The sequence below is a fragment of the Geodermatophilus pulveris genome (assembly GCF_900188375.1).
GTDB lineage: Bacteria > Actinomycetota > Actinomycetes > Mycobacteriales > Geodermatophilaceae > Geodermatophilus > Geodermatophilus pulveris.
In genome coordinates this window covers 516,354-529,123 of the sequence record NZ_FZOO01000002.1, presented here as the reverse complement: position 1 = coordinate 529,123, position 12,770 = coordinate 516,354, and the positions used below count along the sequence as shown (strand labels likewise).

The 12,770-nt window shown below is 74.6% G+C and carries 14 protein-coding genes; 10 read left to right on the top strand and 4 right to left on the bottom strand.

Annotation, left to right across the window (positions count from 1 at the left end; all coding sequences use genetic code 11):
- The first annotated feature begins 42 nt into the window (after positions 1-42).
- Positions 43-1,059 (top strand): DNA topoisomerase IB, encoded by a 1,017-nt coding sequence (locus CHB98_RS05990; protein ID WP_245820946.1) that lies wholly within the window; start codon positions 43-45, stop codon positions 1,057-1,059.
- 69 nt (positions 1,060-1,128) lie between these two features.
- On the opposite strand, the gene CHB98_RS05985 is transcribed toward CHB98_RS05990, so the two are convergent.
- On the bottom strand, positions 1,129-1,527 hold the full coding sequence (locus CHB98_RS05985; RefSeq protein ID WP_089304663.1) for an STAS domain-containing protein: 399 nt from the start codon (positions 1,525-1,527) through the stop codon (positions 1,129-1,131).
- 330 nt (positions 1,528-1,857) lie between these two features.
- Entirely contained in the window at positions 1,858-2,277 is a 420-nt protein-coding gene (locus CHB98_RS05980) for a hypothetical protein (RefSeq protein WP_089304662.1), read from the bottom strand.
- 198 nt (positions 2,278-2,475) lie between these two features.
- Between CHB98_RS05980 and CHB98_RS05975 the strand changes: the two genes are divergently transcribed.
- From CHB98_RS05975 to CHB98_RS05945, 7 genes are all read left to right on the top strand, one after another.
- Complete coding sequence (locus tag CHB98_RS05975; protein ID WP_245820945.1) at positions 2,476-3,021, top strand: DUF1360 domain-containing protein; 546 nt, start codon at positions 2,476-2,478, stop codon at positions 3,019-3,021.
- Between the two features lie 129 nt (positions 3,022-3,150).
- Positions 3,151-4,155 carry a non-homologous end joining protein Ku gene (ku, locus tag CHB98_RS05970; RefSeq protein WP_089304660.1) on the top strand — a complete coding sequence of 335 codons (1,005 nt, stop codon included), beginning with the start codon at positions 3,151-3,153 and terminating at the stop codon, positions 4,153-4,155.
- 1 nt (position 4,156) lies between these two features.
- Complete coding sequence (ligD, locus tag CHB98_RS05965; protein WP_245820944.1) at positions 4,157-5,626, top strand: non-homologous end-joining DNA ligase; 1,470 nt, start codon at positions 4,157-4,159, stop codon at positions 5,624-5,626.
- Positions 5,627-5,644: 18 nt separating this feature from the next.
- Positions 5,645-6,565 (top strand): non-homologous end-joining DNA ligase, encoded by a 921-nt coding sequence (gene ligD, locus CHB98_RS05960; protein WP_179224232.1) that lies wholly within the window; start codon positions 5,645-5,647, stop codon positions 6,563-6,565.
- A gap of 64 nt (positions 6,566-6,629) precedes the next feature.
- The gene (gene purU, locus CHB98_RS05955) at positions 6,630-7,529 is read left to right on the top strand and encodes a formyltetrahydrofolate deformylase (protein ID WP_245820943.1); all 900 of its coding nucleotides are present in this window, start codon (positions 6,630-6,632) and stop codon (positions 7,527-7,529) included.
- Positions 7,530-7,591: 62 nt separating this feature from the next.
- A complete protein-coding gene (locus tag CHB98_RS05950; RefSeq protein WP_089304820.1) occupies positions 7,592-8,065 on the top strand; it encodes a Fur family transcriptional regulator in 474 nt (157 codons plus the stop codon).
- On the top strand, positions 8,062-9,726 hold the full coding sequence (locus CHB98_RS05945) for a catalase (RefSeq protein WP_089304658.1): 1,665 nt from the start codon (positions 8,062-8,064) through the stop codon (positions 9,724-9,726). The genes CHB98_RS05950 and CHB98_RS05945 overlap by 4 nt, the downstream gene beginning before the upstream one ends.
- A 75-nt stretch (positions 9,727-9,801) precedes the next feature.
- Here CHB98_RS05945 and CHB98_RS05940 read toward each other — a convergent pair whose 3' ends face one another.
- Together CHB98_RS05940 and CHB98_RS05935 are read right to left on the bottom strand one after the other, a co-directional pair.
- A complete protein-coding gene (locus CHB98_RS05940; RefSeq protein ID WP_089304657.1) occupies positions 9,802-10,839 on the bottom strand; it encodes an alpha/beta fold hydrolase in 1,038 nt (345 codons plus the stop codon).
- A 71-nt stretch (positions 10,840-10,910) separates the two neighbouring features.
- On the bottom strand, positions 10,911-11,324 hold the full coding sequence (locus tag CHB98_RS05935; RefSeq protein ID WP_089304656.1) for a MarR family winged helix-turn-helix transcriptional regulator: 414 nt from the start codon (positions 11,322-11,324) through the stop codon (positions 10,911-10,913).
- A gap of 143 nt (positions 11,325-11,467) precedes the next feature.
- Between CHB98_RS05935 and CHB98_RS05930 the strand changes: the two genes are divergently transcribed.
- Both CHB98_RS05930 and CHB98_RS22665 read left to right on the top strand, forming a co-directional pair.
- Positions 11,468-12,523, top strand: coding sequence for a substrate-binding domain-containing protein (locus CHB98_RS05930; protein WP_089304655.1), 1,056 nt, complete (start codon positions 11,468-11,470; stop codon positions 12,521-12,523).
- Positions 12,524-12,564: 41 nt separating this feature from the next.
- Complete coding sequence (locus tag CHB98_RS22665; protein WP_281251834.1) at positions 12,565-12,690, top strand: hypothetical protein; 126 nt, start codon at positions 12,565-12,567, stop codon at positions 12,688-12,690.
- Positions 12,691-12,770 lie beyond the last annotated feature (80 nt).

Here is a 12,770-nt window from a genome sequence, read left to right as displayed (position 1 = left end):
GCCGGGGTTTGCCGGACGGCGCCGGTGCCCATCCCCGTGGGCGTGAGACTCCGCCGCAGCGACGTGCACGGCCCCGGCTACCGACGCCGGCGCGCCGGGCGGGGCTTCGCCTACTACGACCTCGACGGCTCGCTGATCCGGGACGAGCGGCTGGACCGGCTGCGCTCGCTGGCCATCCCGCCGGCGTGGAAGGACGTCTGGATCTGCCCCTGGCCCAACGGGCACATCCAGGCCACCGGGGTGGACGCCGCCGGGCGCCGGCAGTACCGCTACCACGAGGCCTGGCGGGCCAAGCGGGACGCCGCGAAACACGAGCGGGTGCTCGGGATCGCCCAGCAGCTGCCCGACGTCCGCGAGGAGGTCGTCAGGGCCATCGGGGGCACGGGGCTCACCCGGGAGCGGGTGCTGGCCACCGCCGTCCGGCTGCTGGACCTCGGCGCCTTCCGGGTGGGCAGCGAGGAGTACGCCGAGGAGAACGGCACCTTCGGGCTGGCCACGCTGCGCCGGGAGCACGTGCGGGTCCGCGGGGAGCAGGTGTTCTTCTCCTACACCGCCAAGGGCGGCATCGCCCGCGAGGTGGAACTGACCGACCAGCCGACCGCCGCCGTCGTCCGGGAGCTGCTCCGGCGCCCCGCGGACGCCGGCGAGGAGCTGCTCGGCTACTGGGCCGAGGGATCCGACGGGCGGGCCTGGCACGACGTGACCAGCACGGAGGTCAACGCCTACCTCAAGGAGGTCAGCGGCGCGGAGATCACCGCCAAGGACTTCCGGACGTGGAACGCCACCGTGCACATGGCGGCGGTGCTGGCCGGCTCGGAGGCGCCCCGGACCAAGACGGCGCGCAAGCGGACCATCACCGCCGCGTACAAGGAGGTCTCCGAGCAGCTCGGCAACACCCCGGCGGTGTGCAAGGCCAGCTACGTCGACCCGCGGGTGGTCGACCGCTACGAGCACGGCGAGACCATCGCCGACGCGCTGACGGAGGCGCAGCAGGTCGAGGCCGACCGCGACGTGCAGCGCACCCTCGAGCAGGCGGTCTGCCGGATGCTGTCCGCGTGACGACGAGAGGCCCCGCCGGAGCGGGGCCTCTCGTCGTGTCGTGCGGGGTGCGGGCGAGGCCCGCAGCCGTCAGCGGGTGCTGCCGTCCACGATCGTGAACAGGTCGATCAGGCCGGTGACCTCCAGCGGCCGGGTGACCGCGCGGGTGGTGGCGACCAGGCGCAGCTCGACGTCGCGGGAGCGGGCGGACTTCTGCGTCTCCACGAGGACGGCCAGGCCGGCCGACCCGAGGAACTGCACGCCCGACAGGTCGATGACCAGGGCCGAGGGCTGCTGCTCCAGCTGGGTGTCGAGCGAGGAGCGGAGCACCGGGGCGGTGAACGTGTCCACTTCGCCGACGACCGTCACCGTGACCGCGCCGTCCTCACCGGTGGAGGTCGACAGCGTGATCACGTCGTCGAAGGGTGCCTCCGTGCCCTCGGTCGACACGTCGGGCTGCCCCTCGGCAGGCAGGTCGGATGTGGTCACGGGCTGAGCTCCTCTCAGCGGCAGTACCGGGCGGCACGACCGCCCGGTGAATCTACCGCTGCGCGGCCCCCGGACGTCGTGGCCCCCGGACACGCGCGTCTGCGGACGTGTCCGAACCGGACGCTCCCGGCTCGGCCGCGGCTGCCTGCTCAACCGCACAGACAACGTAGACACGCCAACTCGAACCTGCCAACCCGCCTGGAGTGACACCACTGTCGCGTGGTCCCGGACTCCCCCACCGGGTGACCGCGGACCGGCCCGGTGCGCAGGGTCGTGCAGGCGGGAGCCCGCCCGGTCGGGGACGGCCGCCGGCCGCCGGCCGGCGGGGGCTCAGTCGACCGCGTGGATCGCGGCCTCCTCCGGGCCGAGGCCACCGGTACCCGGGTCCAGGCTGGCCTCGACGTCGTCGGCGGTGCGGAGGGTGCCGGAGTCGGTGTCCGGGGTCGTGTCGTAGTCCTGATCCAGCTGGCCGACCCCGCGCGCGGGGTCCTCGGCGGGGCGGACGTCGGGCTGGTCGTCGGGGACCTCGCGGTCCAGGCGCCCGGTCAGGGACTCGCCCTCGGACTGCTCCAGCGCCGTGGTGCCGAAGTCCAGGCTGGTGCTGGTGTCCGGGTCGTCGCCGGGGACGGGCGCGAACTGCGGGTCCTCCGCGCCGGCCATCGTGGGGGAGTCGTCCTGGGACACCTCGGGGATGCCCTCGTCCTCGGGGAAGACGTCGCGGGCGGTCTGGCCCTCGGTGGGCTGGCTCATGGCGGGTCCTCCTCGGTGCGCGGTGCGGCGGGGGCGACCCCCGCGGGACGCGACCGGGACGGCCGCGGACCGGGTGTGCGCCTACCCGGTCGCCCGGCCCCCATGCGTGCCGCGGCCCGCGGGCCCGGCGCCGCCGCATGGCGCCGGGGGCGGCGGGGTAGCGCCGCGGGCATGGCCGTCGCAGACGAGGTACAGCGGATGAGTTCCCCCGTCCGCCGGTGGGCCCAGGCCCAGCAGCGGGCGTACACGCGCGGTGAGGACCGCCCGCTGGGCGGCTTCCTCGGCGCGATGGGCGTCTACAGCGGCGTGGTGTCCGCGGGTGCCGTGGCGCTGCGCGCGTCGGGCCGGCCGCTGCCGGAGCGGATCCCGCTCGGCGACGCCGTCCTGCTGACCGTGGCCACCTTCCGGCTGGCCCGCCGGATCGCCAAGGACCCGGTGACCAGCCCGCTGCGCGCGCCGTTCGCCACGTTCGGCGGCGCGTCGGGGGAGGCGGAGCTGGCCGAGGAGGTGCGCGAGCACGGCGGCTGGAAGCACGCCGTCGGGGAGCTGGTCACCTGCCCGTTCTGCCTGGCGCAGTGGGTGGGGACGGCGTTCGTCTTCGGCTACGTCGCCGCGCCGAACGCCACCCGGCTGGCGGCCCTGACGATGACGGCGGTCGCGGGGTCCGACGTCCTGCAGTTCGCCTACGACGCGATCCAGGGCGGGGTCACCGAGGACGACGGGGACGGCGGCACCGGCGGCTGACCCCTCCGTCGGGGGAGGGCGGCGCCGCCCGACCCGCCACCGCGCCCCCGGCGCGCCTATCCTGGTGATCTTGGCCGCCCGTCTTCCCCGCCCGCGGTCGCGGTCCCGAGACTCGGACAGGAGCACGGCATGCGGTCGATCTGGCGCGGGGCGGTCTCCTTCGGCCTGGTCAGCATCGGCGTGAAGCTGTACACGGCCACCGAGGACCACGACATCCGGTTCAACCAGGTGCACGCCACCGACGGGGGGCGCATCAGGTACCGGCGGGTGTGCTCGATCGACGGCGAGGAGGTCGAGTACTCCGAGATCGCCAAGGGCTACGAGCTCCCCGACGGCCAGCTCGTGGTGCTCACCGACGAGGACTTCGAGGACCTCCCGCTGGCCAGCCGGCGGGAGATCGAGGTGCTGCAGTTCGTCGACCAGGACGAGATCGACCCGATCCAGTACGAGAAGACCTACTACCTGGAGCCGGACGCCTCGGCGACCCGCCCGTACGTGCTGCTGCGCGACGCGCTGGCGAACGCGGGCCGGGTGGCCATCACCAAGATCTCCATCCGCTCCCGGGAGTCGCTCGCGGCGCTGCGGGTGAAGGACGGCGTGATGGTGCTGCACACCATGCGCTGGCCCGACGAGATCCGCCGTCCCGACTTCGCGTTCCTGGACGAGGACGTCGCCGTCCGGCCGCAGGAGCTGCAGATGGCCGAGGCGCTGATCGGGTCGATGACCGGGGAGTTCGACCCGTCGGAGTTCACCGACGACTACCGCGAGGCGATGGCCGCGCTGCTGGAGGCCAAGCAGAGTGGGGGCGAGGTGCAGCCGCTGCCGGAGACGGTGGACTCCGGGGCCGCCGTCGTCGACCTGATGAGCGCGCTGCGGCGCAGCGTGGAGGCCGCCCGCGGCGGGGCGCCGGCCGAGGAGGCGCCCGCCCGGCGGGCACCGGCGAAGAAGGCGACCGCGGCGAGGAAGGCCGCGCCGGCCCGCGACCGGGCCGGGGAGGACGGCGCCCCGGCCCGCCGGACGAGGGCGAAGAAGGCCACCGCCCCCGCGGCGGAGGGGGAGGCGGCCCCGCGCGGGGCGGCCCGGAAGGCGACCACCGAGCGGCCGCCGGCCAAGCGGGCCCGCCGCACCGCCTGAGGTGCCCGCCCGGGGACGCGCGCGGCGGGACGGCGACCCGCTGGCCGAGCACCGCGCCGAGCGGGACCCCGGCCGCACCGCCGAGCCGGTCCCGCCGGCCGGCAGCCCGCTGCCGGCCGGCGGCGGCGACACCTTCGTCGTGCAGGAGCACCGCACTCCCCGCGGCCGGGGCGGGGAGCGGGTGCACTGGGACCTGCACCTGGAGCGGGACGGCGTCCTGCGCGGCTGGGCGGTGCCCGAGGGGCCGCCGACCGAGCGCGGGCCGGCCCGGCTGGCGGTGCCGACCGAGGACCACCCCCTGGAGTACGCCGGCTTCGAGGGGACCATCGCCGCGGGCGGGTACGGCGGCGGCGAGGTGCGCATCTGGGACGCCGGGCGCTACGCCACCGAGAGGTGGGCCGACGACCACGTCAGGGTCTCCTTCGCCGGACGGCGGCTGCGCGGCCGCTACGCGCTCTCCCGGCTGGCCGAGGGCAGCTGGGACATCCGCAAGCTCGACGCGCCCGTCCCCGCCGGGCCGCCCGTCGTCCCGATGCTGGCCACCCCCGGCGGGCTGCCACCGGTCGCGCAGGACGGCGAGTGGGGCTACGAGTTCAAGTGGGACGGCGTGCGCGCGGTCGCGGTGGTGGCCGGCGGCGGCCTCACGCTCCGGGCGCGCAGCGGCACCGACGTCACCGACCGTTATCCCGAACTGGTGCAGCTGCCCCCGGCCCTGGCCGGGCACGAGGCCGTCGTCGACGGGGAGGTGGTCGCCCTCGACGCCCGCGGCCGGCCGGACTTCCGCGCGCTGCAGGGGCGCATGCACCGCACCGGCCCCGAGGTGGCGCGGATGGCCGCGGCCGCCCCGGTGACCTACCTGGTGTTCGACCTGCTGGCCTGGGACGGCCAGGACCTGCTCGCCCGGCCGTACGCGCAGCGCCGGGAGCGGCTGGAGGCCCTCGGCGTCGCGGGCGGTCGGTGGGTGCCCACGCCGTGGTTCCGCGGCGGGGGAGCCGCGGTGCTGGCCGCCAGCCGGGACAACGGGCTGGAGGGCGTCGTCGCCAAGCGGCTGGACTCGCCCTACCGCCCGGGGGTGCGCGGCCCGGACTGGCGCAAGGTGAAGAACGTCCGCACGCAGGCGGTCGTCGTCGGCGGCTGGCGGCCCGGGCAGGGCCGGCGCGCCGGGGGCGTGGGGTCGCTGCTGGTCGGCGTGCACGACGACGCCGGCCGGCTGGTCTACGCCGGGCACGTGGGCACCGGCTTCACCGCGGCGGCCCTGCACGAGCTCCGGCCGCTGCTCACCGGACGCCGGACGCCGCCGTTCACCGACGCGCTGCCGCGGGGGGTGACCCGCGACGCGCACTGGGCGGAGCCGGAGCTGGTGGGGGAGGTGGCGTTCGCCGGGTGGACCGCCGACGGGCGGATGCGCCACCCCTCCTGGCGCGGGCTGCGCGACGACCTCACCCCGGAGGACGTGGTCGAGGAGTGGTGAGCCGGGTAGGGGGTGCGGGTGAGTCGCCAGCTGGTGCGCGTCGAGGGGCGGCAGCTGCACGTCTCGAACCTGGAGAAGGTGCTGTTCCCGGAGGTGTCGTTCACCAAGGCGCAGGTCATCGACTACTACGTGCGCATCGCGCCGGTGCTGCTGCCGCACCTGTCCGGCCGGCCGGTGACCTTCACCCGCTGGCCCGACGGCGTCGAGGGGCAGGCGTTCTTCGAGAAGAACAGCGCCCGGCACGCCCCCGACTGGGTGCGGCGGGTGCGGCTGCCCAGCCCGGGCAGCTCGCGGGGCCGGGAGACCCTGGACATGGTGGTCCTGGAGACCATCGCCGACCTGGCCTGGGCGGCCAACCTCGCCGCGCTGGAGCTGCACGTGCCGCAGTGGCGGGTGGGCAGCCGGCTGCAGCCGGCCCTGCCCGACCTGCTGGTGCTCGACCTGGACCCCGGGCCGGACGCCGGCATCCTGGAGTGCTGCGAGGTCGCCGAGCGGCTGCGCGAGGAGTTGGTGGCCGACGGGCTGGACCCGGTGGTGAAGACCTCCGGGTCCAAGGGGGTGCAGGTGTACGCGCCGATCCGGGTGACCGACCGCGAGCACCCCAGCCGCTACGCCCGGGCGCTGGCCCAGCAGCTGTCCGCCGAGACGCCGGACCGGGTCGTGTGGCGGATGGAGAAGGTGCTGCGGCCGGGCAAGGTGCTCGTCGACTGGAGCCAGAACAACCCGGCCAAGACGACCATCGCCCCGTACTCGCTGCGCGCCCGGCCCGACGCGCCGGTGTCCACGCCGATCGGCTGGGACGAGGTGGAGGCGGTGCTCGACGGTGCCGACCCCGGGTCGCTGCGGTTCCGGACCGACGACGTGCTGGCCCGGGTCGAGGAGTACGGCGACCTGTTCGACATCGCCGGGGCCGGCCGCGCCACCCTCCCGCCGGCCTGACGGGGGGCCGGGTGCTCCGTCCGGGGGAGGTGCGCCCGGGCGGCGCCTGGCATCCTCGGCAGCCGTGTCCGCCGCCGCTGAACTGCCCTCGCCCGGCCCGCGCGACGACCGGCTGGCCGACGTCGGCCGCCTCGTCGTCCGGTGCCCCGACCGGCCGGGCATCGTCGCCGTCCTCAGCGGCCTGATGGCCGACGTCGGGGCCAACATCATCGACTCCCAGCAGCACTCCTCGGACCCGGTGGGCGGCACGTTCACGCTGCGGCTGGAGTTCTTCCTCGACGGCCTGGCAGCCCGCCGCCACCAGCTCGAGGGGGCGCTGGCGCTGCTCGCCCAGCAGTGGCAGTTCACCTGGCGGCTGACCGAGGCCGCCCACCGGCAGCGGGTGGCGGTGTTCGTGTCGAAGACCGACCACGTGCTGCAGGAGCTGCTCTACCGGGTGCGCGCCGGCGACCTGCGGGCGGAGGTCGCCGCCGTCGTCTCCAACCACCCCGACCTCGAGCCGGTGGCCCGCGCCGCCGGCGTCCCGTTCCACCACGTGCCGGTGACGCCGGAGACCAAGGCCGAGGCCGAGGCACGGGCGCTGGAGCTCATCGGGGACGTCGACCTGGTGGTGCTCGCCCGGTACATGCAGATCGTCTCGGCCGACTTCTGCAGCCGGTTCCCGGAGCGGCTGATCAACATCCACCACAGCTTCCTGCCGGCCTTCGTCGGCGCGAACCCCTACCGGGCCGCGCACGACCGCGGGGTGAAGCTGATCGGCGCCACCGCCCACTACGTCACCCCGCAACTGGACGCCGGGCCGATCATCGAGCAGGAGGTCGCCCGGGTGGACCACCGGGCGAGCGTGGGGGACATGCGCCGGATCGGCCGCTACGTCGAGCGGCAGGTGCTCGCCCAGGCGGTCACCTGGCACGTCGAGGACCGGGTCATCGTGGACGGCGAGCGGACGATCGTCTTCGCCTAGCGACCGCCCGGAGCCGGCCCTTGATTTGACTGGATCAAGGAAGGCGGGTTGGCTGGGTGCCGATGGGGACCACCTGGGCGGACCGGCTGCGCGCCGCCGGGCTGCGTGTCACGCGGCCGCGGCTGTCGGTCCTGCAGGTGCTCGCCGGGCGTCCGCACGCGGACGTGGACACCATCGTCACCGCCGCCCGTGCCCTGCACCCCACCGTGTCGCCGCAGGCGGTCTACGGCGTGCTCAAGGCACTCGTCGCCGGCGGCCTGGCCCGCCGGATCGAGCCGGCCGGCGCCCCGGCGCTGTTCGAGCTGCGGGTCGGCGACAACCACCACCACCTGGTCTGCCGCTCGTGCGGCGCGGTCGCGGACGTCGACTGCACCGTGGGGGCGGCCCCCTGCCTGGCGCCCTCGGACACGGCGGGTTTCGTCGTCGACGAGGCGGAGGTCGTCTTCTGGGGTCTGTGCCGTGCGTGCCAGGTAGGGACACCAGGAGTGACCGGGCAGGTCGCCCGGCACCAGGATCGAGGAGGAGCACACGCATGACCGACGTCGCATCGCAGGGCCCGGCCCACAGCGAGGCCGACCGCGCGGTCCTGACCAACCGTCAGGGTCACCCGGTCTACGACAACCAGAACTCCCGGACGGTCGGCGCCCGTGGCCCGGCGACCCTGGAGAACTACCAGTTCCTCGAGAAGATCAGCCACTTCGACCGGGAGCGCATCCCCGAGCGCGTCGTGCACGCCCGCGGCTTCCTCGCCTACGGCGAGTTCGAGGCCACCGGCAGGTGGGGCGACGAGCCGATCGAGCGCTACACCCGCGCCAAGCTCTTCAACACCCCGGGCAAGAAGACCGACCTGGCCATCCGGTTCTCCACCGTCATCGGCGGCCGGGACTCCTCGGAGGCGGCGCGGGACCCGCGCGGCTTCGCGGTGAAGTTCTACACCGAGGACGGCAACTGGGACATCGTCGGCAACAACCTCGCGGTCTTCTTCATCCGCGACGCGATCAAGTTCCCCGACGTCATCCACTCCCTCAAGCCCGACCCCGTCACCTTCCGGCAGGAGCCGGCCCGGATCTTCGACTTCATGTCGCAGACCCCCGAGGCCATGCACATGCTGGTCAACCTGTTCAGCCCGCGCGGCATCCCGGCGGACTACCGGCACATGCAGGGCTTCGGCGTGAACACCTACAAGTGGGTCAACGCCCAGGGTGAGACGCACCTGGTGAAGTACCACTGGCTGCCCCGGCAGGGCGTCAAGAGCCTCACCGCGGCCGACGCCGCGGTGATCCAGGGCAACGACCTGGGGCACGCCTCGAAGGACCTGTTCGAGGCCATCGAGCGCGGCGAGTACCCGCAGTGGGACCTCTACGTCCAGCTGATGAGCGACGACGAGCACCCGGAGCTGGACTTCGACCCGCTGGACGACACCAAGGTGTGGCCGGAGACCGACTTCGAGCCCAGGCTCGTCGGCACCATGACGCTGAACCGCAACGTGACCGACCACCACGACGAGAACGAGCAGAGCGCGTTCGGCACCGGCGTGCTGGTCGACGGCCTCGACTTCTCCGACGACAAGATGCTGGTCGGCCGGACGTTCTCCTACTCCGACACCCAGCGCTACCGGGTGGGCCCGAACTACCTGCAGCTCCCGGTGAACTCGGCGAAGAACGCCCGGGTGGCCACCAACCAGCGCGGCGGGCCGATGTCCTTCGGCGTGGACCTGGGTGCGGGCCAGAACCCGCACGTCAACTACGAGCCGTCGGTGATGGGTGGCCTGCGCGAGGCGGAGTACCCGACGCACGACGAGCAGGGCCCGCTGATCGCCGGCCGGCTCACCCGCAAGCGCATCCCCCGGACCGACGACTACACCCAGGCCGGGCAGCGCTACCAGCTCATGGAGCAGTGGGAGAAGGACGACCTGGTGGCCAACCTGGTCGAGAACGTCTCCGAGGCGGTCCGCGAGGTCCAGGAGCGGATGGTCTGGCACTTCTTCATGTGCGACGACGAGCTCGGCCAGCGCGTGGGCGACGGCCTGGGCATCAGTGCCGACGACGTCCGTGGCCTGGAGCCGCTGCAGACGCAGACGCTCTCCGAGGCGGAGCTGCAGCGGGCGGCCAACCTGGGCAAGAACGGCCCGCGGGACGTGACCGGCCTGACGATGACGCACACCGTGCCCAACGAGCGGGTCGTCCTCGCGAGCTGAACCCGGCACCCCAGCACGACGCGGCGGGCCGCGACCGGGATCCCCCGGTCGCGGCCCGCTCCGCTGTCCGGGCCGTCACACCGGACGGGCCAGCAGCTCCTTCAGGTTCGCGTCGACGAACGCGTTGTCCGCGGGGTTGAGGCCCAGGCCGCCGAAGTGGCCCCACGTGGTGTCGATGACCCGCACCTCGCCCTGCGGGATGAACTGCGCGGCCCACTGCTCGTCCTCGGGCGGGAAGTAGAGGTCCGTCCGCGCGGGCATCGCCACCACCGGGCAGCGGATGGAGCGCAGCGCCGCCTCGGTGTCCCCGTCGAAGCCCGGCGTGCGGCCGACGTCGCCGTGCTCCCAGGTCCAGAGCATGGCCAGCAGGTTGTTGGGGTCCCGGTCGGGGTCCAGCCAGAACCCCTCCCAGAACCCGACCAGGAAGTCCTCCAGCGAGGAGAAGCCCATGCCGCGGTACTCCCGGCCCCAGTAGAACGCCTGGGACAGCCCCCACCCGGCGTAGATCCGGGCGAAGGCCCGCAGGCCGGCGGTGGGACGGGCGTCCGGGGCGTACTCGCCGCCCCGGAAGGCCGGGTCCAGGGTGAGCGCGGCGCGTAGGCTCTTGATGAAGACCTGGTTGTGCTCGCTCGTGCGGCTGGAGCCGACGATCGGGGCGGCCCGCCGGACCATCTCCGGGTGGCTCACCGCCCACTGGTAGGTCTGGCCGGCGCCCATGGAGGAGCCCAGCACCAGCTCGACGGTCTCGATGCCCCACTTCCCGGTGAGCAGGCGGTGCTGGGCCTCCACCTGGTCGTGGAAGGTGACCAGCGGGAAGTGCGGGCCGTCGAACGGCGGCGGGGTGGTGCTCGGCGAGCTGGACAGGCCGTTGTTGAGCTGGTTGGGGACGACGACGAAGTACCGGTCGGGGTCGCAGGCCAGCCCCGGCCCGATCGACCACTCGTTGGCGTCGTGCCAGGCGCTGAACCAGGTGGGGTGCACGATCACGTTGGAGCGGTCCTCGGCCAGCGTCCCGTACGTCCGGTAGGCCAGCCGCGCGCCGCGCAGCGTGCCGCCGCTCTGCAGGGGCAGGTCGCCGAGGTCGAAGAACTCCGCGTCGGTCGGTCGGGGCACGGCGGTTCCTTCCACGTGGAAGTGTCCGGTGCAGCCTGCTCGCCGCCGGCCGCCGGGCGCAACCCGGGCCGTCAGCCGGTGGCCAGCCGTTCCAGCAGCCGGCGCAGCGTGGCGGCCTCCCGGGCGGACAGCGCGGCCAGGCCGTCCCGCTCGGCGTCGGCGATCCGCGGGGCCAGCGACCGGCACAGCCGCCGGCCCCGCTCGGCGGCGTGCACCAGCACGCGGCGCCGGTCGGCCGCGTCGACGTTGCGGTACAGCAGCGAGCGCTCCACCAGCCGGTCGACGACGCGGGTCGCGGTCGGGGCGGGGATCCGGGTGCGGCCGCTCAGGTCGCTCATCGACAGCGGGCCCTCGCCGTCCAGGGTGCGCAGCACCCGCCACTGGTCCAGCGTGAGGTCGCTCGGCGCGAGGATGTCCTGCACCCGCGCGGTCAGCCCGGTGGCGACCTGCCGCAGCAGGTCGACGTGAGGGGTCTCCGGCGGCATGGGTCGTCCTCGGGGCAGTGGGCTCGGGGCAGTGGGCTCGGGGCAGCGGGCGCCCTTCCCATCGGAGGGGCGGGTCAGCACAGTGGTCCTCAGGGATCCTCCCAGAGGCCGGAGCGCTCCCGCGTCCCACCCGAGGGGGGTCGATGCGCCGCTCGACCGACGTCACCCGCGTCGCGCTCGTCGTCCCGCTGCAGGGGCCCGCGGGCATCTTCGGCCCCTCCTGCGAGGCGGTCGCCGCGACCGCCGTGCGGGCGGTCAACGACGCCGGCGTCCTCGGCCGGGAGGTGGCCGTGGAGGTGGTCGACGGGGGTGCCGCCCCCGAGCGGGTCGGCGCGGCCGTCGGGCGGCTGGTCGGCGAGGGGCGCGTCGAGGCGGTGACCGGCTGGCACATCTCCGCCGTCCGGCACGCCGTGGCGCCGGTGACCGCCGGCCGGGTGCCCTACGTCTACACGTCGCTGTACGAGGGCGGGGAGGCGCGGCCGGGGGTCTTCTGCTCCGGGGAGACACCGGCCCGCCAGATCGCCCCCGCGCTGCGCTGGCTGCGCGACGTGTGCGGCGTGCGGCGGTGGTTCGTGGTGGGCGACGACTACGTGTGGCCGCGGGTCTCGGTGGCGGTCACCCGCGAGTTCGCCCGCGCGCTGGACCTGCAGCTGACCGGCACCGCCTACGTGCCGCTCGGCACCGCCGACTACGGCGACGTCGTCGAGCGCGTCGCGCGCAGCGACGCCCAGGGGGTGCTGCTCTACCTCGTCGGCCAGGACGCGGTGGCCTTCAACCGGGCGTTCGCCGCGCACGGGCTGCAGGACGACCTCGTCCGGTTCACCCCGCTCATGGAGGAGAACATGCTCCTGGCCAGCGGGGCCGAGGCGACCCGCAACCTGTTCGTCTGCGCCGCCTACTTCCGCTCGCTGGCCACCCCGTCGGCGCTGGCGTTCGGCGGCGCCTACGTCGGCCACCACGGCCCGGACGCCCCGCCGCTGAACAACGCCGCGGAGTCCTGCTACGAGGGGCTGCTGGCGCTGGCGGCCCTGGCGCGTCGGGCCGGCAGCCTGGACGTCGCCCGGATGGCGGCGGTGGCCGACGGAGTGGGCTGGGACGGCCCGCGCGGCCCGGTGGCCTTCACCGGCAACCACCTGCGGCAGCGGGTGCACCTGGCCGTGGCCGACGGCTACGACTTCGACGTCCTCGCTGAGCTGTAGCGCCGGGCCGCGGCGCCGGCCCGGGGAGGACGCTTCCAGGGGTGGTCGACATCCCGAACGCCTGCTGCTCGGTGTTCCTGCCGACGGAGATCTCCGACGAGGACATCCGCCCCGGCGGGCAGGGGCCGCAGCGCCGCGACCGCGGGCAGGTCTGCGTCACCTCCTGACCGTGGCGGGCGCTTCCGCTGGCCGGGAGGGCGGGCTGGAGGCAGTGGCCCGGCTCACCTAGCGTCCTGCGCGGTCCGCA